We start from the raw sequence: 23,948 nt of genomic DNA, 5'->3' as shown, positions 1-23,948 counted from the left end.
GCGGCCGATCAGTTCGGTTGCGGGAAGGCGGACAGCTTGCCTTCGTTGGTCAGCACGACCAGCATGCCGTTGGCGGCGACCTGCGGGGTGCCGAGGATCGGCGCGCGCTCGATGCGGCTGCGGCCGGCGACGGTACCGTCGGCGGTCCGGATCCAGTGCACGTAGCCCTCGACATCGCCGAACACGGCGTACTCGCCGTGGATGGCGGGCGTGGTCAGCTGGCGGCGCGCGAGGACGTCCTGCTTCCAGATCGCCGTGCCGCTGTTGCGGTCGAGCGCCCAGACGGTGCCGGCGCCATCGGCCAGCAGCAGGCGGTCGGCGAGCAGCGCGATGCCGCCGTAGCCACCGGCGTCGCGGTTCCAGAGCGGACGGCCGCTGTTGGTGTCGATGGCCATGGTCTGGCCCTTGTAGCTCGAGGCGTACAGGGTGCCGAGGCCGAGCTGGATTTCGCCGTCCACGTCGGACATGCGCTCGAGGTCGTTGCGGCCCTCGGGCTCGGCGACCAGCTGCTCCCAGGCGCGCTGGCCGTCGGCGAGGCGCAGGGCGATGACGCTGCCGTCGTCGTAGCCGAGGTAGACCAGGCCGTCGCCGGCCACGGGCGAGCCGTTGCCGCGGATGCCCAGGCCCGGCAGGCCACGGTCGAACACCCACTTGCGGCTGCCGTCGCCGGCATCGAGGCCGAAGGTGCGGCCGTCGCCGCTGCGCACGATGACCAGGCCGTCGGTGACCAGCGGCGTCGCGGTGACCTCGGAGGTGACCTTCGTGCGCCAGCGCTCGGCGCCGCCGTCGGCGTCGAAGGCGATCACTTCGCCGTTGCGGCCGCCGATCACGACCATGCCGTTGCCGACGCCCGGGCTGCCGGACAGGCCGGCATCGATCTTTTCACGGCGCCAGAAGAACACGCGGCTGCCTTCCTTGCCGGTCTTGACCGCCTCGGAATCCCAGATCGTGTCGCCGCTGTTGACGTCCAGCGCCAGCACGCGGCCTTCGTCGTTGGCGACGAAGATGCGCTCGCCTTCGATCGCGGGGCGCTGGCGCAGGCCGAGCTTTTCCTGGCCGTCGCCGAGGTTGCGCGACCACGCCGCGTCGACGTCGATCGGGTTGGCGATCTCGACCAGTTCGGCCGGCTCGATGGCCTTGTTCTTGCTGGAGCCGAACCAGTTCTTGACCGTCGCGCAGCCGGTGGACAGCGTCAGGATCAGGGCGATGAGCAGGGTGCGAAGCAGCATGCGGTCAGGACTCCGGCTGGGCCGCCGGCGAACCGCCGGCATCGGTGAGTTTCATCTCGACGATGGAACGCGTCGGGGCGGCGAGGTCGAGGGTGGCCAGGGCCTGCTCGTAGGCGGAACGGGCGGCATCGCGACGGCCGAGGGCCATCTCGGCGTCGCCGCGGATCTCGGCGGCAACCGAGGGGAAGGCGGATTCCGCGGACAGGCGCTTGAGCGCTTCCTCGGGCTTGCCGCTGGCCAGCAGCAGGCGCGCGGCGCGCAGCTGCGCCAGCTCGGCCAGCATCGGGTCGAGCTTGGCGGTGTCGAGCGCGTCGAGGGCGGCGATCGCCTCGGCGTCCTTGCCTTCGCCGTGCAGGCGCTCGGCCTGCTTCAACGCGACCAGGGCCGGGTAAATGGATTCGGGGTGTTCCTGCGCCAGCACCGTGGCGTGCGCCTCGGCCTTGGCCGCTTCGTCGGCCTCGAGGGCCTGGTTGAAGGCGCGGAATTCGACCGCGGCCTGCACTTTCTCGTTGGCCTGCTGGCCCTGCCACCACTGCCAGCCGCCGAGGCAGGCCAGGCCCAGGGCCACGCCGCCGATCAGGGAGGAGCCGTTGTTTCGCAGCCAGGCGCGAACGCGTTCGCCCTGTTCGTATTCGTCGATCTGGTCCATGGAAGGCTTCTTCTGGCCGGCGCAGCGGCGCCGGCGGGGGTGATCGGGAAACCGGCGGCGGGGCCGCGGTCAGTTGCCCGGGGGAGCGGGTTGGCCGGTAGAGGATACCGTAAAGCGGGCGACGTCCGCCGCGCGATAAGGCGTCATGTCCACCGGCTTGCCGGCGAAACTGACCTCGACCGCATCGGCGTTGCCGAGCGTAATGCGCGCCACCTGTCCGGCGGCGTAACGGCGCACGTCGCCGCCCGCGACCAGGCCGCGCTCGACGCGGCGACCCTGGGCATCGAGCACTTCGACCCAGCTCTCTTCACGGAACGCCAGCTGCAGGCCGGCCTGCTCCTCGCGCTTGAAGGCCGGGGCCATGGAGGCCATCACCGGGTCGGGGCCGTTGGCGGGCGTTGCCTGCGTCACCGCCGGGGCCGGCGTCGACGCGAGTTCGCCGCCGGGGGTCGTGCCGGCATCGGCTGGGCCCTGGGCCGCCAGCGTTGCCTCGGCAAGTCCCGCATCCGCGGGAGCCGCATCGGCAATTTCAGCGCCGGGCGCGGCGGCCTCCGGCATCGCCGGCGCGGCGACCGGCGTCTCGGGCAGCGGGGCCGGGGCCGAGTCGAGCGTGAGCTGCTCCGGAGCCGGGGTGTTCTGGTAGTGGCGGGCCACCAGCACCACCGGGACCACCAGCACGGCGGTCATCAGCAGGTAGACGGCGTTGCGCAGCGACTGGTCGAGCACGCGGCGCATGCGCGAGCGCGATCCCATCGGCACCAGCTGCGGCGTCGGCTTGGACTGCGCGGCCTGCTCCGCCAGCGACTCCGGCAGTCCGACCAGGCGCAGGTAGCTGCCAAGGTAGCTGCGGACGTAAACCGGAGCGCCCAGCCGGGCCCAGTCGTCGCGCTCCATCGCCTCGACGATGGCCACCGGCAGCTTGAGCTGCTGGCCCACCTCGGCGATCGAGAGTGACTGCGACACCCGCGCCTGCCTCAGGCGAAGGCCGATCGGATCCTGGAACAGGGCTTCCTGCGTGACGTCTTGGGTCATGGCTGGAGCGAACCTTGGTTGTCGGACGGCGTGAAGTCGGGGAATTGCTGCTGCAGGCGCTGGCGGTAGCGGCCGGCCGCGGCGGCGTCGCCGGCGCCCTGCTCGATCCGCACGGCCAGGTCGAGCAGCTCGGGCGTCACCGCGCCCAGCGACTCGCGCCGCTGGTAGAAGGCGCGCGCGGACATGAAATTGCCGCGGCGGAACTGCAGCTCGGCCATCTGGCCCAGCAGCGCGGGGCTCTCGGGCGCGACCTCGATGCCCTGGCGCAGGTGCTTCTCGGCCGCCTCGAGCTGGCCGGCGCCCATGGCGCACTTGCCGGCGTTGAAATAGGCCTGGTCGCGCGCCTTGTAGAACGGATCCTTGACCGCGCGCGTGAACACCGCTTCGGCCTCGGCGGCGCGGCCCTTCTCGCACAGCCAGGCGCCGTAGACGTTGAGCACGTGGCCGGACTCGGGATCGAGCTTTCCGGCGCGCTCGAAGTGCTCGCCGGCGCGGGCGCTGTCGCCGAGGCGCTCGCGGATCAGGCCGAGCACGACCTGCACGTCGGCGGAATTGGGATCGCTGCGCAGGGCGCGGTTGGCGCGGTCGAGCGCGTATTCGAGCTTGCCGGCGGCGAGGTAGTTCTGGGCCAGGTTGAGGTTGGCGATGCCCTTGTTGCTCATCGCCGCCTGCGAGCCCGGCGAGCTGCCGCCGCTGGTGGCGGCGCTGGGGCCGCCGGTGGCGGCGCAGCCGGCGGCGAGCGCGAGGGCGAAGGCGAGCAGGCTGTTGCGAACGGCGTCACGCGGCATCGGACACTCCCTGTTGTTCGAGCTTGCGCTTGAATTCGGACTGGCGGCGGGTCTTGTCCATCACCTGGCCCTTGAGCTGGCCGCAGGCGGCATCGATGTCGTCGCCGCGGGTGCGCCGGACCATGGTCAGCACCTTCTGGTCGAGCAGGATCTTCTGGAAGGCGCGGATGTCGGCCTCCTCGGAGCGCTCGAAGCGGGTGCCGGTGAAGGGGTTGAACGGGATCAGGTTGACCTTGGCGGCGTCCTCGCGCTGCACGCGCGCGTCGAACTTGCGCATCAGCTGGGCGAGCGCGCGGGCGTGCGCGGGCTGGTCGTTGACGCCCTTCATCATCGTGTATTCGAAGGTGATCGAGGTGCGCGGCTTGCGCAGCGCGTAGCGCACGCAGGCGTCGAGCAGCTCGGCGATCGGGTACTTCTTGTTCAGCGGCACCAGCTGGGTGCGCAGGTCGTCGTCCGGCGCGTGCAGCGACACCGCCAGCGACACGTCGCTGACCTCGGAGAGCTTGTCGATCATCGGCACCAGGCCGGCGGTGGACAGGGTGACGCGCTTGTTGGCCAGGCCGAAGCCGTAGTCGTCGCGCATCAGGCTCATGGCGCGCACGACGTTGTCGAAGTTCAGCAGCGGCTCGCCCATGCCCATCATGACGACGTTGGTGAGCTTGCGCTGGTGGTGGGTCTTGTTGCCGAGGTGCTTCGAGGCCGTCCACACCTGGCCGATGATCTCGGCGGTGGACAGGTTGCGGTTGAAGCCCTGGGTGGCGGTGGAGCAGAACTGGCAGTTCAGGCCGCAGCCGACCTGGCTGGACACGCACAGCGTGCCGCGGCCCTTGTCGGGGATGAACACGGTCTCGATCGAGTTCGAGGTGTCCATGCCCAGCAGCCACTTGTGGGTGCCGTCGCTGGAGCCCTGGTCGAGCACCACGTTGGGCGGGCGGATCTCGCAGTGCTGCTCGAGCCGGGACCGCAGCGCCTTGCCGACGTCGGTCATCTGGCCGAAGTCGGTGACGTGCTGGTGGTACATCCACTTCATGATCTGGTGGGCGCGGAAGCGCTTCTCGCCGAGGGTCTCGGCGAAGAAGCGCTCCAGGCCCTCGCGATCGAGGTCGAACAGGTTGACCCGCGCGCCGGCCTGCCCTTCCGGGTTGGTCAGCGAGGGGATCAGCTTGTCCATGGCCTCGGTCACGTCGGCATCGCTCAGCGCGGGCAGAGCTCGGTAGCGGCGAAGAAGTACGCGGTTTCGATCGCGGCGTTCTCCAGGCTGTCCGAACCGTGCACGGCGTTGGCGTCGATCGACTGCGCGAAATCGGCGCGGATGGTGCCGGCCGCGGCTTCCTTCGGGTTGGTGGCGCCCATCAGGTCGCGGTTCTTCTGCACGGCGTTCTCGCCTTCCAGCACCTGGATCATCACCGGGCCGGAGATCATGAACTCGACCAGCGCGTTGAAGAACGGGCGCTCGCGGTGCACGGCGTAGAAACCTTCGGCTTCCTTGCGGGAGAGGTGCTTCATCTTGGCGGCGACGACCTTCAGGCCGGCCTTCTCGAAGCGGGAGTAGATCTCGCCGATCACGTTCTTGGCGACCGCGTCGGGCTTGATGATGGAAATGGTGCGCTCCAGCGCCATGGTGAAACTCCGTGGGTTCTTAGGGGTTGTGGGGCCCGCAAATTTAACACAATTCCCCGTCCCGGCGAGGGTTTAGCGGCAATCCTTGCAAACTTCCCGAGGCTCGGTCACCCGGCCTTGCCCTGCCCCGGGGCCAAGGTTCGGCCAGCCGCTTGATTCAATCAGGCATTTGACGGCGGCGCCGACCGGCGTACACTCGCCAACAACCGTTTGAATCGAGCGCTGGCAGGCCATGACCACGACCCACTTCAACACCAAGGAACGCATCCTCGGCGCGGCCGAGGAGCTCTTCGCCCAGCACGGCTTCGCCGGCACCTCGCTGCGCCAGGTGACCAGCCGGGCCGACGTCAACATCGCCGCGGTCAATTACCACTTCGGCAGCAAGGAGAACCTGGTCAACGAGGTCTTCCGCCGCCGCATGGACGAAATGAGCGAGCGCCGCCTGGCCCAGCTGCGCCGGGCCCAGGAGGAAAAGCCCGGCGATCTCGAGGCCATCCTGGCCGCCTTCATCGAGCCGCCGCTGGCCCTGACCATCGACCGCCACGGCGGCTCGGCCTTCGTGCGCGTGCTGGCCCGGGCCTTCGCGGAGAAGAACGACCGCCTGCGCAAGTTCCTCTCCGACAACTACGGCCACGTGCTGCGCGAGTTCGCAAAGGCCATCGGCCAGGCCGTGCCGGCCCTGGCCAAGGAGGACCTGTACTGGCGCCTGGACTTCACCGCCGGCGCGCTCACCTACGCCATGGCCGATTTCGGCCTGATCAAGCGGCCGACCGGCGTGTCCGAGAAGGCCCACTGCGAGAAGGCCGCCCAGGCCCTGATCCGCTTCGCCGCCGCCGGCCTGCGCGCCGCCGGCTGACCTTTCCACGATCCCTCCTCCCACGGAGCTTTTCCCATGCCCCAACTCCGCATCCGCAAGGTGGCCGTCCTCGGCGCCGGCGTGATGGGCGCGCAGATCGCCGCCCACCTCGTCAACGCCGACGTCGACACGATCCTGTTCGACCTTCCCGCCAAGGAAGGCCCGCCCAACGGCATCGTCGACAAGGCCATCGCCAACCTCGGCAAGCTCTCGCCGGCGCCCTTCGCCAGCAAGGCCAAGGCCGCGGCCATCACCCCGGCCAACTACGACCAGCACCTGGACCTGCTCAAGGACTGCGACCTGATCATCGAGGCCATCGCCGAGCGCATGGACTGGAAGAAGGCGCTGTACGACCGGATCGAGGCCTACGTGGCCCCGAACGCGATCCTGGCCTCCAATACTTCCGGCTTGTCAATCAATGGCTTGGCCGAAGTTCTTCCGGAATCACTTCACTCCCGGTTCTGCGGCGTGCACTTCTTCAACCCGCCGCGCTACATGCACCTGGCCGAGTTGATCCCTTGCGCGAAGACCGACAAGCAAGTCCTTGAAGGGCTTGAGACTTTCCTGGTCACGACCCTGGGCAAGGGCGTGGTCTACGCCAAGGACACCCCGAACTTCATCGGCAACCGCATCGGCGTGTTCTCGATCCTCTCGACCCTGCACCACACGGCCCAGTTCGGCCTCGGCTTCGACGAGGTGGACGCCCTGACCGGCCCGCTGCTGGGCCGCCCGAAGTCGGCGACCTACCGCACCTCGGACGTGGTCGGCCTCGACACCATGGCCCACGTCATCAAGACCATGGCCGATACCCTGCCCGACGACCCGTGGCACAAGTACTTCAAGGCCCCGGACTGGCTCAAGGCGCTGATCGACAAGGGCGCGCTGGGCCAGAAGACCGGCGCCGGCATCTTCATGAAGAAGGGCAAGGACATCGTGGTGCTGGACCTCAAGGCCCAGGACTACCGCCCGGCCACCGGCGAGGCGGCCCCCGAGGTCGTCGCCATCCTCAAGAACAAGAACCCGGCCGAGAAGTTCGCCCAGCTGCGCGCCAGCCCGCACCCGCAGGCGCAGTTCCTGTGGTCGGTGTTCCGCGACCTGTTCCACTACAGCGCCTACCACCTGGCCTCGATCGCCGAGACCGCCCGCGACGTCGACCTGGCCATCCGCTGGGGCTACGGCTGGAGCCTGGGCCCGTTCGAGTCCTGGCAGGCAGCCGGCTGGAAGCAGGTGGCCGAGTGGATCGCCGAGGACATTGTCGCCGGCAAGTCCATGTCCAACGCGCCGCTGCCGAACTGGGTGTTCGATGGCCGCGAAGGCGTGCACGCGGCCGAGGGCAGCTTCAGCCCGGTCCGCGGCGAAGTGCTGCCGCGCTCCAACCTGTCGGTCTACCACCGCCAGCGCTTCCCGGACCCGGTGCTGGGCGAGCGCGCGGCCCCGGGCACCACGGTGTTCGAGACCGACAGCGTGCGGATGTGGCACGACGGCGACGGCATCGCGGTGCTGAGCTTCAAGACCAAGATGAACACCGTCGGCGACGGCGTGCTGGCCGGCATCGGCGAGGCCATCGACCGCGCCGAAAAGGATTTCCGCGGCCTGGTGCTGTGGCAGACCAAGGAGCCGTTCTCGGCCGGCGCCGACCTGTCGGGGGCGATGGCCTCGCTGCAGGCCGGGCGCGTGGATGAGTTCGAGGCGATGGTGAAGACCTTCCAGGCCACCAGCCAGCGCATCAAGTATTCGCTGGTGCCGGTGATCGCCGCGGTGCGCGGCCTGGCCCTCGGTGGCGGCTGCGAGTTCCAGATGCATTCGGCCCGCAGCGTGTTCTCGCTCGAGAGCTACGTCGGCCTGGTCGAGGCGGGCGTGGGCCTGCTGCCGGCCGGCGGCGGCCTGAAGGAGATCGCGGTGCGCGCTTCGGCGGCCGCGGGTCCGGGCGGCGACGTGTTCGCGGCGCTCAAGCCCTACTTCGAGACCGTGGCGATGGGCAAGGTGTCCGCCTCCGCGCTCGAGGCCAAGGAGCTGAAGCTGGCCCGCGAGAACGACGTGGTGGTGTTCAACCAGTACGAGCTGCTGCACGTGGCCAAGGCCCAGGCCCTCGCGCTGGCCGAGTCGGGCTACCGCCCGCCCCTGCCCGCCCGCCAGGTGCAGGTGGCCGGCGACGTCGGCATCGCCACCTTCAAGATGATGCTGGTGAACATGCTCGAGGGGCGCTTCATCTCCCCGCATGACTACGAGGTGTCTTCGCGCATCGCCACCGTGCTGTGCGGCGGCGAAGTCGACCGCGGCGCCGTGGTGGACGAGGAGTGGCTGCTGAAGCTCGAGCGCGAGCATTTCGTCGCGCTGGCCCAGATGCCCAAGACGCAGGAACGCATCCTGCACACGCTCAAGACCGGCAAGCCGCTGAGGAACTGACCCCATGACCAAGCAAATCCAGGACGCCTACATCGTCGCCGCCACCCGCACCCCGGTCGGCAAGGCCCCGCGCGGCGTCTTCCGCAACACCCGCCCCGATGAAATGCTCGCCCACGTGCTGCGCGCCGTGGTCGCGCAGGCGCCGGGCATCGACCCCGCCCGCATCGACGACGCCATCATCGGCTGCGCCATGCCCGAGGGCGAGCAAGGCATGAACGTGGCGCGCATCGGCCTGCTGCTGGCCGGCCTGCCGAACGTGATCGCCGCGCAGACCATCAACCGCTTCTGCTCGTCCGGCCTGCAGGCCGTGGCGATGGCGGCCGACCAGATCCGCCTGGGCCACGCCGACCTGATGCTGGCCGGCGGCACCGAGTCGATGTCGATGGTGCCGATGATGGGCAACAAGGTGGCGATGAGCCCGCAGGTGTTCGCCAAGGACGAGAACGTGGCGATTGCCTACGGCATGGGCATCACCGCCGAGAAGGTCGCCGAAGAATGGAAGGTCTCGCGCGAGGACCAGGACGCCTTCGCCGTCGCCTCGCACCGCAAGGCGCTGGCGGCGCAGGCGGCCGGTGAATTCAAGGCCGAGATCTCGCCCTACCAGGTGATCTCGCGCCAGCCGGTGGTCGGCTCGAACACGGTGAAGCTGCGCGAGCTGCTGGTCGAGCACGACGAGGGCCCGCGCGCCGACACCAGCCTCGAGGGCCTGGCCAAGCTGCGCCCGGTCTTCCGCAACGGCGGCAGCGTTACGGCCGGCACCTCGTCGCAGATGTCCGACGGCGCCGGCGCGGTGCTGCTGGCGTCCGAGAAGGCGATCAAGGAGTACGGCCTCACCCCGCTGGCGCGCTTCGTCAGCTTCTCGGTGGCGGGCGTGCGTCCGGAAGTGATGGGCATCGGCCCGATCGCGGCGATCCCGAAGGCGCTGCAGCAGGCCGGCCTGAACCAGGACCAGCTCGACTGGATCGAGCTCAACGAGGCCTTCGCCGCGCAGGCGCTGGCCGTGATCCGCACCTGCGGCCTGGACCCGGACAAGGTGAACCCGCTGGGCGGCGCGATCGCCCTGGGCCACCCGCTGGGCGCCACCGGTGCCATCCGCACGGCGACGATCGTGCACGGCATGCAGCGCCGCAAGGCCAAGTACGGCATGGTCACGATGTGCATCGGCACCGGCATGGGTGCCGCTGGCATCTTCGAGTCGCTCTGACTTCGCGTCGAAACTCGTGACTGGACGGGCCCTTCGGGGCCCGTTTTTTTGGCCACGGATGAACACGGATGGAGCGGTTGGAATTTAGACGCGGATGAACGCGGATGGAGCGAAACTTGCGTCTTGTCTATCCGCGTTCATCCGCGTCAATCCGCGTCTGGATCGCTCTTTCTCGATCCGTGCCCATCTGTGTTCATCCGCGGCAAAAAACGCCCTTACGCCAGCCGGGTGCCGTTCGGGACGGGGCGTTCGAGGGTGGTGATGACGACGCCCGCGTCGGTCGGGAAGCCGGTGAGGAGGAATTCGGAGAGGAAGGGGCCGACCTGCTTGGGCGGGAAGTTGAGGACGCCGACGATCTGGCGGCCGACGAGGTCGTCGGCGGCGTAGAGCGCCCTGACCTGGGCGCTGGTCATGCGGACGCCGTGTGGGCCGAAGTCGACCCAGAGTTTCCACGCCGGTTTGCGCGCCTCCGGGAAGTCCTCCACCCGCAGCACGGTGCCGGCGCAGAGCTGCACCTTCTCGAAATCGGACCAGCTGATCGGCGGCGGGATTTCGGTATTCATCGGGGGCGTCCCTCCATCCGGTCCTTCCAGGCGTCGCGGGCCTGGTACCACCAGTAGCTGAGCTGGGCGCCGAGGAAGCCGGCCGGCTTCATGGCCGATACCAGGCCGTAGTGGCTGAATTCACGCCAGCGCGGGTCGCCTTCGGCAATCGCCGACGCCAGCACCTCGCCGGCCAAGGTGGTCGGCGCCACGCCGTGGCCGCCGAAGGCCTGGGCCAGCCAGAGCCCGTCGTCCACCTGGCCGATCTGCGGCATCTGGTGGCGGGCGTAGCTCATCAGGCCCGACCAGGCGTAGTCGATGCGGACGTCTTCGAGCTGCGGGTACACCTTGAGCAGGTCGCGCCGCAGCAGCCGCTTCACCTGGTCCGGCGACCGGTCGCGCACCGAAATGCGGCCGCCCCAGAGGATCCGCGTATCGGGCAGCGGCCGGTAGTAGTCGAAGGCGAAGCGGGTGTCGTAGATGGCGGCGCGGGTGCGGATGACCCCGTCGAGGCGGGCGCCCAGCGGCTCGGTCACCATCACGTAGGTGGCGATCGGCAGCACGCCGGCGTCCACCTCGCGGCGCAGGCCGGCCAGGTAGCCGCCGCAGGACAGCACCACCTGCCGCGCCAGGACTTCGCCTTGCGGCGTGCGCACGCGCCAGCCCTGCCCCGCCCGCTCCAGCGCGATCGCCGGCGTGCCTTCGTGCACGGCCACGCCGAGGCCGGCGGCGACGCGCGCCAGGCCGTGGGCATAGTCGAGCGGATGGAAGTGCAGCGCATTGCGCTCGAACAGCGCCTCGCTGTAGCGCCGCGTGGTGACCTGCTGGGCCAGCTGCTCGCGCGACACCCAGTCCCACTGCGTGTCGAAATGCTCGGCCAGCAGCTTCTGGCGCGCACGCAGCGGTGCCGGGTCCCGGAACCAGTTCGCCCACAGCACGCCGGCATCGGTGGCCTGGCAGGCGATGGCGTGGCGGGCGATGCGGCGGCGGATCAGCTCGACCGCGTCCTGCGTGCCCTGGTAAAGCTTGCGCGCCGCGACCGGACCTAGCTCCGCCAGCAGCGCGTCCTCGCCGCGCGAGAAGCCGCCGAACACGAAGCCGCCGTTGCGCCCGGAGGCGCCGTGGCCGATGGTGTCGGCCTCGATCAGCACCACGTCGCGTCGTCCGCGCTCGGCCAGGCCCAGCGCGGTGTTCAGCCCGGCGAAGCCGCCGCCGACGATGCAGAGGTCGGCCTCCCGGACGCCCGACAGCGGCGGGAACGACGGGGCGGCGGACGCGGTGGCGCGGTAATAGCTGGCGACGCCCATCGCCGGCAGGCGCCTCAGCGCGCCAGCGCCGCCCGCATGAACTCGCGGGTCGGTTCGGCCAGGTCCTCGTGGTCGAGCGCGAACTGCATGGTCGCCTCCACCAGGCCGATGCGGCTGCCGCAGTCGAAGCGGCGCCCTTCGAAGCGATAGGCCAGCACGCGCTCCTTCTGCATCAGCGCGGCGATGCCGTCGGTGAGCTGGATCTCGCCGCCAGCACCGGGGCGCGTCTTCGCCAGCAGCTCGAAGATGCCCCCGCTGAGCACGTAGCGGCCCACCACCGCGAGGTTGGAGGGCGCGACCTCGGGCTTCGGCTTCTCGACGATGGCGCTGATCTCGCCGTGTCGCCCGGAGAAGTCGCGGGTGGCGACGATGCCGTAGCTGCGGGTCTGCTCGCGCGGTACGTCCTGCACGGCGATCACGCTGGCGGACTCGCGTTCGGCCAGTTCGGTCATCTGGCGCAGCGCGCCGTGGCCGGTGTTCCAGATCAGGTCATCGGGCAGCAGCACCGCGAACGGCTCGTCGCCGACCACGGGGCGCGCGCACAGCACGGCGTGGCCCAGGCCCAGCGCCTCGGCCTGGGTGACGAAGACCGCGCGCACGTGGCGCGGCAGCACGTCGCGGATCAGCGACAGCAGCTCGGACTTGCCGGACTTCTCCAGCTTCTGCTCGAGCTCGTAGGCCTTGTCGAAGTAGTCGGCCACCGAGTGCTTGTAGCGGTTGGTGACGAACACCAGGGTGTCGCAGCCGGCCTCGATCGCCTCGTCCACGGCGTACTGGATGAGCGGCTTGTCCACCACCGGCAGCATTTCCTTCGGCACCGTCTTGGTGGCCGGCAGGAAGCGCGTGCCCAGGCCCGCGACCGGGAATACCGCTTTCCTGACTCGAAACGTCATGCTTGGGATCCTTCTTCTCGTGCCTGGCCCGCGGCGTCGAAAGCCTCGTCGGCGTCGGGGTGGGGATTGTACTCGGGCACGGCTTCGCGCAGCACCGTGGCCAGCGCCTCGGCGCCATCGGCGCGCCGCAGCAGCTGGTCCACGCGCGCCAGGATGTCCTGCAGCGCCGCCGCATCCACGTCGCGCGGCTTGGCCTGCAGGATGCGGGGGTGGCGCGTGCGCTGGTAGCGCTCGTCGGGGTGGAACAGGATCTCGTGCAGCTTCTCGCCCGGGCGCAGGCCGGTGTAGCTGACCGCGATGTCGATGCCCGGCCGCTTGCCACTCAGGCGGATCATCTGCTCGGCCAGCTCGCGGATGGCCACCGGCCGGCCCATGTCCAGCGCGAACACCGCGCAGGGCTCGGCGAACAGGTCGACCGAATGCAGGATCAGCGCGCAGGCCTCGGGGATGGTCATGAAATAGCGCGTCACCTCCGGGTGCGTGACCGTGACCGGCCCGCCCGCGGCGATCTGCTTGCGGAACAACGGCACCACGCTGCCGGCCGAATCGAGCACGTTGCCGAAGCGCACGATCGACAGCCGCACCGTGCTGCCGTCGAGCTCGGACTGGCAGGCCAGCTCGGCGAAGCGCTTGCTGGCGCCCAGAACGTTGATCGGCGCGATCGCCTTGTCGGTCGAGATCAGCACGAAATTGCCGACGCCGCGCTCGCGGCACATCCGCGCCAGGGTGGCGGTGGCGGTGACGTTGTTGCGCAGCGCCTCGCGCAGCTGGCCTTCCAGCATCGGCACCTGCTTGCAGGCGGCGGCGTGGAAGACGTAGTCCATGCCCTGCGCCAGCGCGATGCTGCAGGCGGTGGGGTCGCCGCAGTCGGCCAGCATCGGCTCGACGTCGGCCTCGGGATAGTCGCGGCGCAGCTCGTCGGTGATCTCCACCAGCGGCAGCTCGGCGCGCTCGAACAGCACCACCCGGGCCGCGCCCGCGGCCACGCACTGGCGCGCCAGCTCGGAGCCGATCGAGCCGCCGGCGCCGGTCACCAGCACGCGCTTGCCGACCAGGGCTTCGTAACGGGCGCCGAACTCCACCGGCTTGCGGCCCAGCAGGTCCTCGATCCGCACCTCGCTCAGCTCGAGGCGCGAGCCGCTCTTGCCCGAGAGCATGTCCGACAGCCGCGGCACGGTGCGGAACGGCAGCCCGGTCTCGTCGCAGAGGGTGACGACGCGCTGCATCTCGGCGGCGCTGGCCGAGGGCATGGCGATCACGATCAGCTTGGGCGCGGTTTCCTGCGCGATGTAGGGCAATTCATCGATGCTGCCCAGCACCGGCACGCCCTGGATCTTGGCGCCCTTGAGGGCGCGCTGGTCGTCGAGCAGGCCGACCGGCTGGTAGCGGCCGTCGGTGCGCAGGTCGCGCAGCAGGGTCTCGGCCGTGCGGCCGGCGCCCAGCACCAGCACGCGCTGCGCGTCGGCGTTGTTGCCCGACTGGCGGAAATCCTTCCACAGGCGGTACAGCACGCGCGGCATGCCGAGCATCACCACCAGGGCGACCGGGTACGGGAACAGCACGCGCCGCGGCACGTCCGGCAGCAGCCCGGCCACGAACAGCAGGGCCACGATCAGCAGCACGCCGATCAGCGCCGCGCGCGCGAGGTTGGCCAGGTCCGGCAGGCTCGCGAAGCGCCACAGGCCCTGGTACAGGCCGACGGCGCGCAGCACGACCGCCTGCGTCAGCACCGCGATCAGGAGCTCGAGCTGCAGCGCGGTCGCCGGCGGTGCGCCGGCCAGGCCGGCGAGCCAGCGCAAGCCCAGCCAGACGAACGCCACCATGGCCAGGTCGTGCACCACGATCAGCAGGCGCGGCAACAGCACCGAAGCGCCAGCGTTTTCCTTCATTCCCTAGGCATCCTTTCGCGGGTCGGTGCCCGGGCGTGGCCAGCGTCGGCCGCCCAGGGCGTGGCACATGATTCCAGAGAAGAGCCACGCGAGGGTGACTCCCCAAGCAACGGCGGACGGCGCCGCCAGCAGCCAAGCGGCCAGGCTGGCCGCGGCCAGGGTCCAGGCGGCGTAGGCCAGGCAGACGCGGCCGTGGCTCGCGCCGTGCAGGATCGCGCGCTGGTAGAGGTGTTCGCGATGGGCCTGCCAGACCTTCGCGCGACGGACCAGCCGGGCCAGCAGCGTCAGGCCGGCATCGAGCAGGAAGGCCGAGGCCAGCAGCAGCGGCAGCCAGGGCGCGACCGCGCGCTCGCCCTGCATCGCCAGCAGCGCGAGCGCCGCCACCGCAAAGCCGAGCGCGTGGCTGCCAACGTCGCCCAGGAACAGGCGTGCCCGCGGCAGGTTCCAGGGCAGGAAGCCAAGCGCGCCCGCCGCCAAAGCCAGCCCCAGCCACGCGGCCGGCGTGCCGGCGCCCGCGAACAGCGCCATCGCCGCGCCGAACAGCAGCGCCTGGGTGGCGGCCAGGCCGTTGCTGCCGTCCATGAAGTTCCAGATGTTCACCAGCGCGATCACCAGCAGCCAGGCCGCCACCACGCCCGCGACCGGGCCGAGCAGCGCCGGCAGCAGCGGCCAGGCCAGCGCCACCGGCAGCGCGCCCAGCGCCTGCAGCAGCAGCTTGGCCAGCGGCGGCAGCGGACGCAGGTCATCGTAGAAGCCGGCGCCGGCGGTCACCGCAAGCCCCAGCGCGAACGCTCCGCCGCCGGGCCCCAGCCACGGCGCCGCGGCCAGCAGCACCACGGCGATGCCGAGGCCGCCACCGCGCGCGGTCGGCACCTGGTGCAGCCGGCGGTCATCGGGCAGGTCGAGCACGCGCTCGCGGGCGTGGCGCCACCAGGCGCCGGCCACGGCGGTCGAAAGACCGGTCGCCAGCAGCACGAGGAGCCAGGCGGGCAGCGTCGGGTGGGCCGTCACTCGCTCACCGCGCCGTGCACCGGCTTGATGCTGCCCCAGGACTTGCAGCCGGGGCACTGCCAGTGGTGCGCCCGCGCGCTGAAGCCGCACCGCTGGCAGCGGTAGCCGGGCGTGCGCACCACCAGCTGGTCGGTGATCTGCTTGAGCGTTCGCAGCGTGTTGCCCGGGTCGGCGTCGGCGTCGCGCAGGCTCAGGTCGATGTATTCCGCCTCGCCGCGCACCGACGGGCGCAGGCGCAGCTGCCGCGACAGGAATTCCAGCGCCGCGCCCTGCCCTTCGTCGCGCTCGAGCAGGCGGGTCAGCGCCAGCACCGGCGAGACGCCGGGGTAATGCTCGATCATCTCCATCAGGAAGCCGCGCGCGCGCGCGCTGTCGCCGCGGCGCTCGTAGCAGCGCAGCAGCGGCTCGAGCAGGTCCGGCAGGAACTCGATGTCGTGGCGGGCCACGCGCTCGAAGGCGCGGATGGCGGCGGCGTCATTGCCCGCGGCGAGCTCCAGCTGGCCCTCGGCCAGGCCAGCGCGCACGGAGTGGCTGTCGGCCTCGTAGGCCCGGGCGATGTGGCGCCGGGCCTCGTCGAGGTCGCCGGCGAGCCGCGCCTTTTCGGCCAGCTCGCAGTGGAACTGCGCCACCAGCTTGCCCATCGGCTCGCCGCTGGCCGCCTCGAACTGGCGCGCGTGCTCGATCGCCTTGCCCCAGTCGCGCTCGGCCTGGTAGATCGAGATCAGGTGCCGCAGCGCCTGCGGCGCCAGCACGCCCATCCGCACCAGGTCGGTGAACAGGGTCTCGGCGCGATCCAGCAGGCCGGCGCGCATGTAGTCCTCGCCCAGCGCCAGCACGGCGCGGGTCTTCTGTTCGTCGTTCAGGCCCTCGCGCGCCACCAGGCTCTGGTGCAGGCGGATGGCGCGATCGACCTCGCCGCGCCGCCGGAACAGGTGGCCGAGGGCGAACTGCGTCTCCACCGTGTCCTTGTCCACCGCCGCGATCTGCAGGAAGACTTCGATGGCCTTGTCCTGCTGCTCGTTGAGCAGGTAGTTCAGCCCGCGGAAATAGGTGTTCGACAGCCGCGACACGCGCGCGCCGCCGCGGCGCTCGCCGCCGCGCCGACCGGCCAGCCAGCCGCTGCCGGCCGCGACCGGGAGCAGCAGGAGCAACAGCCAGGCGAACTCAGTCATGGCGTTCCGGCGCGGGTGCCTCGGGCACCGGCGCGTTGCGCTTGAGCTGCAGGCGCAGCGGCCAGATTACGCCGGCGGTGAGCACCACGCCCGCCAGCACGGCGCCGGCCAGCACGGCCAGCAGCAGCGCGGTGCCAACGGTGCCGTCGATGCCCGTGAAGCCCAGCTCGATGCGCACGGCCTGGCGGTTCAGCGCGCCGAAGAGCACGCCGAAGGCGATGAACAGGAGGGCGAACAGGGATTTGATCAGTCGCATCCGCGGCGGGTCCGTGGGCGGGATGCCGCAAGCTTAGCCCAAGGCGGGCCGGAAACTCAGCCTTCGGAGGCGTCCGGGCCGGCGTTGACGCGATCGCGCAACTCCTTGCCGGGCTTGAAATGCGGGACGTACTTTCCGGGCAGGGCCACGGAGTCGCCGGTCTTGGGGTTGCGGCCCAGGCGCGGCGGACGGAAATGCAGGGAGAAGCTGCCGAAGCCGCGGATCTCGATGCGCTCGCCCTGGGTCAAGGCGCCGCTCATCATCTCGAGCAGGGTCTTGACGGCGAGATCGACGTCGTCGGCCTTCAGATGGGCCTGGCGACGCGACAGCACCTCGATCAATTCAGACTTGGTCATGCCTGGGCGGAACCTCGAATCGGTGGCCGGAAGGTGCCGCGACCCGGGAAACCCCGGGCCGCGGACCGGTGTCGCGGGTTACTCGCCCTTGTTCAGCTGCTCGCGCAGCAGGGCACCGAGCTTGGTGGTGCCGGACGCGGCGTCGAAGGACTTGTTGACCTCCGCCATCGTTTCCTGCAGCTCGGCCTCGTCCTTGGCGCGGATCGAGAGCTGCATGACGCGGCCCTTGCGGTCCATGCCGATGAACTTGGCTTCCACCGCATCGCCGACCTTCAGGTACTGGGTGGCGTCCTCGACACGCTCCTTGGCGATGTCGTTGGCGCGCACGTAGCCCTCGATGCCGCCGTCGAGCTCGATGGTGGCGCCCTTGGCGTCGACTTCCTTGACCACGCCGGTGACGATGCTGCCCTTCTGGGTGGTGGCCATGTACTGGCCCACCGGATCCTGCTCGAGCTGCTTCACGCCGAGCGAGATGCGCTCGCGCTCCGGATCCACGGCCAGCACGACCGCTTCCAGGGTGTCACCCTTCTTGAAGTTGCGGACCACGTCTTCACCCGTGGTGTTCCACGAGATGTCGGACAGGTGCACCAGGCCGTCGATGCCGCCGTCCAGGCCGATGAAGATGCCGAAGTCGGTGATGGACTTGATCTGGCCGGAAACCTTGTCGCCCTTCTTGAACAGGGCCGAGAACGCTTCCCACGGGTTCGGGGTGCACTGCTTGATGCCGAGCGAGATGCGGCGACGCTCGCCGTCCACGTCCAGCACCATCACCTCGAGCTCGTCGCCCAGCTGGACGACCTTCGACGGGTTGACGTTCTTGTTGGTCCAGTCCATCTCGGACACGTGCACCAGGCCTTCGACGCCCGGCTCGATCTCGACGAACGCGCCGTAATCGGTGACGTTGGAGACCTTGCCGAACAGGCGCGAGGAGGTCGGGTAACGGCGGGCGATGTTGTCCCACGGATCGTCGCCCAGCTGCTTCAGGCCGAGCGAAACGCGGTTGCGCTCGCGGTCGAACTTCAGCACGCGCACGTCGAGCTCTTCGCCCACGTTCACGACTTCGGACGGGTGGCGCACGCGCTTCCAGGCCATGTCGGTGATGTGCAGCAGGCCGTCGATGCCGCCCAGGTCCACGAACGCGCCGTAGTCGGTGAGGTTCTTGACGACACCCTTGATCACGGCACCTTCCTGCAGGCGCTCCATCAGCTGCTCGCGCTCGACGCTCGACTCGGACTCGACCACCGCACGGCGGGAGACCACGACGTTGTTGCGCTTGCGGTCGAGCTTGATGATCTTGAACTCGAGTTCCTTGCCCTCGAGGTAGCCCGGGTCGCGGACCGGACGCACGTCGACCAGCGAACCCGGCAGGAACGCGCGGACGTCGCGGATGTCGACGGTGAAGCCGCCCTTGACCTTGCCGCTGATGCGGCCGGTGACGATCTCGCCGGCTTCCATGGAAGCCTCGAGTTCGTCCCACACCATGGCGCGCTTGGCCTTCTCGCGCGACAGCACGGTCTCGCCGAAGCCGTTCTCGAGGTACTCCAGCGCCACCTTGACGGTGTCGCCCACGGCGACTTCGAGCTCGCCGGCTTCGTTACGGAACTGCTCGATCGGGATGATGCCTTCCGACTTGAGGCCGGCGTTGATCACGACGACGTCGGAACGGACCTCGACCACCATGCCGGAGACGATGGCACCGGGCTTGAGCTTGCTCAGGGCGCCCTGGCTCTGCTCGAACAGTTCAGCGAAAGATTCAGTCATTGTTGGATACTCGGTTGGACATACGGGCCGCGGCATCCGCCGCGTCCCACCTGTTGGCGCTTGCGCGCGTGGATAGGAAAACCGCACCTCATGGCGCGGGGTGGTCCTGCGTTCGGAAACCGCGCCCGTGGCGGGGCGGGATGCGCCGGGGTGGCGGTTACGGCTGGCGGGGCGCGCGGAGTTTTTCCGGCAACACCGACAGCACGCGCTCGATCACCTCGGTGATGGGCGTTCCGGTGGAGTCCACGATCACCGCGTCTTCGGCGGGTTTCAGGGGCGCCACGGCACGCCCGGCATCGCGCTCGTCGCGAGCGGCGATTTCGTGCAGCAGGCCGGCGAGATTAACCGAAACCCCTTTTTCCTTCAACTGCTTATAGCGTCTTTGCGCCCTTTCCTCGGCGCTGGCGGTCAGGAAGACCTTGTACGGGGCGTCCGGGAAGATCACGGTCCCCATGTCCCGGCCGTCCGCGACCAGGCCCGGGGCCTTCCGGAAGCCCTTCTGCAGATCGACCAGGGCGGCCCGGACCGGCGGGTGGGCGGCGATGGCCGAGGCGGCCGCGCCGGCGGTTTCGGTGCGCAGCTGGCGGGTGGCGTCCTTGCCGTTCACGATCACGTGGGGCTCGCCCGAGCCCTGGGTCTCGAACCGGATCTCGGTGCGGCGGGCGCACTGGGCCACGGCCTCCGGGTCGCTCAGGTCCACCACCTCCCAGGCCGCGGCCAGGCCGACGGCCCGGTACAGGGCGCCGGAGTCGAGGTAGTGCCAGCCCAGGCGCTCGGCCACGGCGCGGCTGATGGTGCCCTTGCCGGAACCGGAGGGGCCATCGATGGTGAGTACGGGGATTCGGGGCATGGACGGGGATTCTAGTGGATTGCCCCGCGCCGCGGGTCAGGCGGCGCGCAGCCCGAAGCCGGCTGCGCGGGCCAGCGCGTCGAACCCAGGGAAGGACGTGGCCACGTTGGCGCAGTCCAGGATCCTCACCTCGCCCGCCGCGAGCTGGCCGGCGATGGCCAAGCTCATCGCCACGCGGTGGTCGCCGTGGCTGTCGGCCTCGCCGCCGTGCAGGCGACCGCCGGTGATCACGGCGCCGTCCGGCGCTTCGACGATGTCGGCACCCAGCGCGCGCAGTCCGGCCGAGGTCACGGCGATGCGGTCGGACTCCTTCACCCGCAGCTCGGCGGCGCCGCGCACGACGGTGCGGCCCTCGGCCAGGGCCGCGGCCACGAACAGGGCCGGGAACTCGTCGATCATGTCCGGCACCAGCGCCTCGGGCACCTCGATGCCGTGCAAAGGCGCGTGGCGGACGCGCAGGTCGGCCACTGGTTCCCCGCCCTGCTCGCCCGCGTCGAGCTCGGTGATGTCGGCGCCCATCAGCCGCAGCGCGGCCAGCAGGCCGGTGCGGCGCGGGTTCATGCCCACCCGGCGCAGCAGCAGGTCCGAGCCCGGCACCAGGCTGGCGGCGACGAGGAAGAACGCCGCCGAGGAAAAATCGGCCGGCACGTGCACGTCGGTGGCGCGCAGACGATGGCCGCCGGACAGCACCGCCTCGCCGGGCGAGAACCGGATCGGCCAGCCGAACGCCGCGAGCATGCGTTCGGTGTAGTCGCGGGTCGGGTGCGGTTCGCGGACGCGGGTTTCGCCTCGGGCGTACAGCCCCGCCAGCAGCACCGCGGACTTCACCTGCGCGCTGGCTACAGGTAGTTCAAAATCAATACCTTGCAGTTCATTGCTGAAGTAAATTCTAATCGGCGGCAGCCCGCCCGGCGCCGACTCGATGCTGGCGCCCATGCGCCGCAGCGGGTCGATGACGCGGGCCATCGGCCGGCGCGACAGCGAGGCATCGCCGACGAGGGTGCTGGCGAAATCCTGCCCCGCCAGCAGGCCGGCCAGCAGGCGCATGCCGGTGCCGGCGTTGCCGCAGTCCAGGTCCGATTCGGGCGCCAGCAGGCCGTACAGGCCGACGCCGTGCACGGTTCGCCGGCTGGGGCTGGGCGCGTCGATGCGCACCCCCAACTGGCGGAAGATCGCGGCCGTGGCGCGGGTGTCTTCGCCTTCGAGGAAGCCGTGGATTTCGGACACGCCCTCGGCGATCGCCGCGAGCATGATCGCGCGGTGCGACACCGACTTGTCGCCGGGCACCTCGAGTTCGCCCGCCAGCGGACGCCCGGCGCCCGCGATCCAGTCCAGCCTTGCCACGGTCATGCCAGTACCTCGTCCAATGCCTGCAGCAGCCGGCGGTTCTCATCGCGCACGCCCACGGTCAGGCGCAGGCAGGTCGGCAGGCCATAGCCCGCCATCGGCCGCGGCACCACGCCGCGGGCGACCAGCCCGGCCTCGACCGGGGCGGCGTCGCGACCGAAGTCCACCAGCAGGAAGTTCGTCTGCGAGGGCGACACCGCCAGCCCGCGCGCCGCGAGTGCATCGGCCAAGGCCTCTCGCTCGAGGGCGTTCTGGCGCCGCACCCAGGACAGGTGCTCGTGGTCGGCCAGCGCCGCTTCGCAGGCGGCGAGGCCCGGCAGGTTCACGTTGAAGGACTCGCGCACGCGCTCGAGCACGGCCACCAGGCCCGGATCAGCCAGCAGGCAGCCCACGCGCAGGCCGGCCAGGCCGTAGCCCTTGGAGAAAGTGCGGGTCACGGCCAGGTTCGGGAACCGGGCGAGCAACGGGATGGCGGAAGTGAGGGCGGGATCGGTCACGTACTCAAGATAGGCCTCGTCCACCACCACCAGCACGTTGGCCGGCACGCGGGACAGGAAATCCGCGAGCGCCGCCGTGTCGAACCAGGTGCCGGTGGGGTTATTCGGGTTGGCCAGGTAGACCAGGGCCGTGTCCGCACCCACCGCGGCCAGCAGCGCGTCGAGGTCATGGCCGCGCGGCATGGCGTCGTCGACCGGTCGCGCCAGCGCCGGCGTCCAGGGCGCACCCGCCGCCTGCGCGGCCAGCGCATACACCGCGAAACCATACTGGGACGACACCACGCCCCGCCCCGGCCCGGCGAACACCTGGCCCATCAGCATCAGGAGTTCGTGCGACCCGTTGCCGAGGATGACCTGGGCCGGCTCCAGGCCGTGGCAGGCCGCCAGCGCGCGCTTGAGGTCGCCGCCCAGCGGATCCGGGTAGCGGTGCAGCGAGTGCAGCGCGTCGAGGATCGCGGCGCGTGCCGCCGGGCTGGGTCCGTGGCTGTTCTCGTTGGAACCGAGCTCCACCAGCGCGCCATCGGCAAACCCGCGCCGCAGCGCCACCAGGTCCAGCCCGGGGTCGTAGGCACGCAGTGCGCGGATGCCGGGCTGGGCCAGCGCGACGTAGTCCAGGGCCACCATCGTCAGCCCAGCGCCACCGGATAGGAGCCCAGCACCTTTACGTCGGCCGCGTATTCGCCCAGCTCCGCCAGCGCCCGGGCGACACCCGCATCCTGCACGTGGCCGCTGACGTCGATGAAGAAAGCGTACTGCCAGCGCCCCGCGTGCGAGGGGCGCGACTCGATGCGGTTCATGCTGACGCCGTGGCGCGCGAAGGGGCTGAGCACGCCGTACAGCGCGCCGGGCTGGTCGCGTACGTACACCAGCAGCGAGGTGCGGTCGTGGCCCGAGGCGGAGAACAGCTCGCGGCCCAGCACCAGGAAACGCGTGGTGTTATCCGGGCGGTCCTCGATCGGGCCCGCGACCACCTTCAGGCCGTAGACGTGGCCGGCGTTCTCGCCGGCGATGGCGGCGGCATCGTCGGCCGTGCGCGCGCGGCGCGCGGCCTCGGCGTTGCTCGACACCGCCAGCTTCTCGGCCTTGGGCAGGTGCTGGCGCAGCCAGGCCCGCGCCTGGGCCAGGGACATCGCGTGCGAATAGACCCGCTCGATGTCCTCGAGCCGCCCGGTGCGCGACATCAGGTACTGGTGCACGGCCAGCTCGACCTCGCCGCAGATCTTCAGCGGCGAGGTCAGGAACATGTCGAGCGTGGACTGGATGGTGCCCTGCCCCGAGTTCTCGACCGGCACCACGCCGAAATCGGCATTGCCCGCCTCGACCTCCTGGAACACCTCCTCGATGCTCGCCAGCGGCAGGCCCTTCGCCGAATGCCCGAAGTGCTTGTGCACCGCCTGCTGCGAGAACGTGCCTTCCGGCCCGAGGTAGCCGACCTTCAGCGGCTCCTGCTGGGCGAGGCAGGCCGACATGATTTCGCGGAACAGGCGCACCAGCACCTCGTCCGCCAGCGGCCCCTCGTTGCGGTCGACCACGCGGCGCAGCACCTGCGCCTCGCGCTCCGGGCGGTAGTAGTCGACGGCGGCCTTGAGCGGCCCCTTGGCGCGACCGACCTGCTGCGCCCAGCGGGCGCGCTCGGCGATGAGCTGCTGGATCGTCTCGTCGATGCCGTCGATGCGGGCCCGGACCTGGCCGAGGTCGAGCGGCGCGCCGCCCTCCCCGGCCGGTGCTTGCGGTTCGTCAGCCATGGCTCACCCGTGCCGCTTGGCGAAGTCGCCCATGAAGTCGACGAGGGCGGCGACCGCCTCGTACGGCAATGCGTTGTAGATCGAGGCACGCATGCCGCCGAGGTCACGGTGGCCCTTCAGCGCCAGCAGGCCCGCGGCCTCCGATTCCTTGAGGAAGGCGGCGTCGAGCGCGGCGTCCTTCAGCATGAAGGGCACGTTCATCAGCGAGCGCGCGTCGGCCGCCACCGGGTTGCGGTAGAAGCCGCCGCTGCCGTCGATGGCGGTGTACAGGGCTTCGGCCTTGCGGCGGTTGTTGGCTTCGAAGGTGGCCAAGCCACCTTGTTCCAGCATCCACTCGAACACCAGACCGGCGAGGTACCAGCTGAAGGTCGGCGGCGTGTTGAGCATCGAGCCCTGCTCGGCATGGGCCTTGTAGCTGAGGATCTTGGCGCGCGGCTGGCCGGCACGCTCCAGCAGGTCCTTGCGGATGACCATCACCACGAGGCCCGAGGGGCCGATGTTCTTCTGCGCGCCGGCGTAGATCACACCGTACTTCGAG

The 23,948-nt window shown here is 70.3% G+C and carries 23 protein-coding genes; 3 read left to right on the top strand and 20 right to left on the bottom strand.

Annotated features, from left to right (window positions below):
- Nucleotides 1-8: 8 nt before the first annotated feature.
- The 6 genes from bamB to ndk all read right to left on the bottom strand — a co-directional run bounded on the left by bamB (nucleotide 9) and on the right by ndk (nucleotide 5,318).
- On the bottom strand, nucleotides 9-1,229 hold the full coding sequence (bamB, locus tag VFV21_RS05200; protein WP_034211137.1) for an outer membrane protein assembly factor BamB: 1,221 nt from the start codon (nucleotides 1,227-1,229) through the stop codon (nucleotides 9-11).
- A 4-nt stretch (nucleotides 1,230-1,233) separates the two neighbouring features.
- On the bottom strand, nucleotides 1,234-1,878 hold the full coding sequence (locus VFV21_RS05195; RefSeq protein WP_329668419.1) for a YfgM family protein: 645 nt from the start codon (nucleotides 1,876-1,878) through the stop codon (nucleotides 1,234-1,236).
- A 69-nt stretch (nucleotides 1,879-1,947) separates the two neighbouring features.
- Nucleotides 1,948-2,910, bottom strand: a complete 963-nt coding sequence (locus VFV21_RS05190) for a RodZ domain-containing protein (protein WP_329668418.1) — start codon at nucleotides 2,908-2,910, stop codon at nucleotides 1,948-1,950.
- Nucleotides 2,907-3,698: a type IV pilus biogenesis/stability protein PilW gene (pilW, locus tag VFV21_RS05185; protein WP_329668417.1), complete on the bottom strand. Its 792-nt coding sequence runs from the start codon at nucleotides 3,696-3,698 to the stop codon at nucleotides 2,907-2,909. The genes VFV21_RS05190 and pilW overlap by 4 nt, the downstream gene beginning before the upstream one ends.
- Nucleotides 3,688-4,869 (bottom strand): 23S rRNA (adenine(2503)-C(2))-methyltransferase RlmN, encoded by a 1,182-nt coding sequence (rlmN, locus tag VFV21_RS05180; RefSeq protein ID WP_052575168.1) that lies wholly within the window; start codon nucleotides 4,867-4,869, stop codon nucleotides 3,688-3,690. Before rlmN ends, pilW begins: the two co-directional genes overlap by 11 nt.
- A 23-nt stretch (nucleotides 4,870-4,892) precedes the next feature.
- Entirely contained in the window at nucleotides 4,893-5,318 is a 426-nt protein-coding gene (gene ndk, locus VFV21_RS05175; RefSeq protein WP_034211133.1) for a nucleoside-diphosphate kinase, read from the bottom strand.
- A gap of 232 nt (nucleotides 5,319-5,550) precedes the next feature.
- On the opposite strand from ndk, the gene VFV21_RS05170 reads away from it, so the two are divergent.
- From VFV21_RS05170 to VFV21_RS05160, 3 genes are read left to right on the top strand one after another with little or no spacing between them, the layout of a single operon-like run.
- Nucleotides 5,551-6,174: a TetR/AcrR family transcriptional regulator gene (locus VFV21_RS05170; RefSeq protein ID WP_034211126.1), complete on the top strand. Its 624-nt coding sequence runs from the start codon at nucleotides 5,551-5,553 to the stop codon at nucleotides 6,172-6,174.
- 36 nt (nucleotides 6,175-6,210) lie between these two features.
- A complete protein-coding gene (locus tag VFV21_RS05165; protein WP_329668416.1) occupies nucleotides 6,211-8,580 on the top strand; it encodes a 3-hydroxyacyl-CoA dehydrogenase/enoyl-CoA hydratase family protein in 2,370 nt (789 codons plus the stop codon).
- 4 nt (nucleotides 8,581-8,584) lie between these two features.
- Nucleotides 8,585-9,784 carry an acetyl-CoA C-acyltransferase gene (locus VFV21_RS05160; RefSeq protein ID WP_329668415.1) on the top strand — a complete coding sequence of 400 codons (1,200 nt, stop codon included), beginning with the start codon at nucleotides 8,585-8,587 and terminating at the stop codon, nucleotides 9,782-9,784.
- A gap of 215 nt (nucleotides 9,785-9,999) precedes the next feature.
- Here VFV21_RS05160 and VFV21_RS05155 read toward each other — a convergent pair whose 3' ends face one another.
- From VFV21_RS05155 to serC, 14 genes are all read right to left on the bottom strand, one after another.
- The gene (locus VFV21_RS05155; protein ID WP_329668414.1) at nucleotides 10,000-10,347 is read right to left on the bottom strand and encodes a tRNA-binding protein; all 348 of its coding nucleotides are present in this window, start codon (nucleotides 10,345-10,347) and stop codon (nucleotides 10,000-10,002) included.
- Nucleotides 10,344-11,633 (bottom strand): FAD-binding oxidoreductase, encoded by a 1,290-nt coding sequence (locus VFV21_RS05150; RefSeq protein ID WP_329668413.1) that lies wholly within the window; start codon nucleotides 11,631-11,633, stop codon nucleotides 10,344-10,346. The genes VFV21_RS05155 and VFV21_RS05150 overlap by 4 nt, the downstream gene beginning before the upstream one ends.
- Nucleotides 11,634-11,647: 14 nt before the next feature.
- On the bottom strand, nucleotides 11,648-12,526 hold the full coding sequence (gene galU / locus VFV21_RS05145) for a UTP--glucose-1-phosphate uridylyltransferase GalU (protein ID WP_329668412.1): 879 nt from the start codon (nucleotides 12,524-12,526) through the stop codon (nucleotides 11,648-11,650).
- Complete coding sequence (locus VFV21_RS05140; RefSeq protein ID WP_329668411.1) at nucleotides 12,523-14,415, bottom strand: nucleoside-diphosphate sugar epimerase/dehydratase; 1,893 nt, start codon at nucleotides 14,413-14,415, stop codon at nucleotides 12,523-12,525. The genes galU and VFV21_RS05140 overlap by 4 nt, the downstream gene beginning before the upstream one ends.
- Nucleotides 14,416-14,418: 3 nt before the next feature.
- Nucleotides 14,419-15,426 carry a hypothetical protein gene (locus tag VFV21_RS05135; protein ID WP_329668410.1) on the bottom strand — a complete coding sequence of 336 codons (1,008 nt, stop codon included), beginning with the start codon at nucleotides 15,424-15,426 and terminating at the stop codon, nucleotides 14,419-14,421.
- Complete coding sequence (gene lapB / locus VFV21_RS05130; RefSeq protein ID WP_329668409.1) at nucleotides 15,423-16,598, bottom strand: lipopolysaccharide assembly protein LapB; 1,176 nt, start codon at nucleotides 16,596-16,598, stop codon at nucleotides 15,423-15,425. Before lapB ends, VFV21_RS05135 begins: the two co-directional genes overlap by 4 nt.
- The gene (locus VFV21_RS05125) at nucleotides 16,591-16,854 is read right to left on the bottom strand and encodes a lipopolysaccharide assembly protein LapA domain-containing protein (RefSeq protein ID WP_329668408.1); all 264 of its coding nucleotides are present in this window, start codon (nucleotides 16,852-16,854) and stop codon (nucleotides 16,591-16,593) included. The genes lapB and VFV21_RS05125 overlap by 8 nt, the downstream gene beginning before the upstream one ends.
- 56 nt (nucleotides 16,855-16,910) lie before the next feature.
- Complete coding sequence (locus VFV21_RS05120; protein ID WP_329668407.1) at nucleotides 16,911-17,210, bottom strand: integration host factor subunit beta; 300 nt, start codon at nucleotides 17,208-17,210, stop codon at nucleotides 16,911-16,913.
- A 78-nt stretch (nucleotides 17,211-17,288) separates the two neighbouring features.
- Nucleotides 17,289-18,971: a 30S ribosomal protein S1 gene (gene rpsA, locus VFV21_RS05115; RefSeq protein WP_329668406.1), complete on the bottom strand. Its 1,683-nt coding sequence runs from the start codon at nucleotides 18,969-18,971 to the stop codon at nucleotides 17,289-17,291.
- Between the two features lie 157 nt (nucleotides 18,972-19,128).
- Entirely contained in the window at nucleotides 19,129-19,821 is a 693-nt protein-coding gene (cmk, locus tag VFV21_RS05110) for a (d)CMP kinase (protein WP_034211099.1), read from the bottom strand.
- Between the two features lie 36 nt (nucleotides 19,822-19,857).
- Nucleotides 19,858-21,171 carry a 3-phosphoshikimate 1-carboxyvinyltransferase gene (gene aroA, locus VFV21_RS05105; RefSeq protein WP_329668405.1) on the bottom strand — a complete coding sequence of 438 codons (1,314 nt, stop codon included), beginning with the start codon at nucleotides 21,169-21,171 and terminating at the stop codon, nucleotides 19,858-19,860.
- Nucleotides 21,168-22,286 (bottom strand): histidinol-phosphate transaminase, encoded by a 1,119-nt coding sequence (gene hisC, locus VFV21_RS05100; protein WP_329668404.1) that lies wholly within the window; start codon nucleotides 22,284-22,286, stop codon nucleotides 21,168-21,170. Before hisC ends, aroA begins: the two co-directional genes overlap by 4 nt.
- A 5-nt stretch (nucleotides 22,287-22,291) precedes the next feature.
- On the bottom strand, nucleotides 22,292-23,410 hold the full coding sequence (pheA, locus tag VFV21_RS05095; RefSeq protein ID WP_329668403.1) for a prephenate dehydratase: 1,119 nt from the start codon (nucleotides 23,408-23,410) through the stop codon (nucleotides 22,292-22,294).
- 3 nt (nucleotides 23,411-23,413) lie between these two features.
- A partial coding sequence (serC, locus tag VFV21_RS05090; RefSeq protein WP_329668402.1) for a 3-phosphoserine/phosphohydroxythreonine transaminase occupies nucleotides 23,414-23,948 on the bottom strand: 535 nt, incomplete at its 5' end.

It is taken from the genome of Arenimonas sp., assembly GCF_036275555.1.
In the GTDB taxonomy this organism is placed as follows: Bacteria; Pseudomonadota; Gammaproteobacteria; order Xanthomonadales; family Xanthomonadaceae; genus Arenimonas.
Note: the sequence above shows the minus strand (reverse complement) of the source record. Positions and strands in the feature narration are given on the sequence as shown.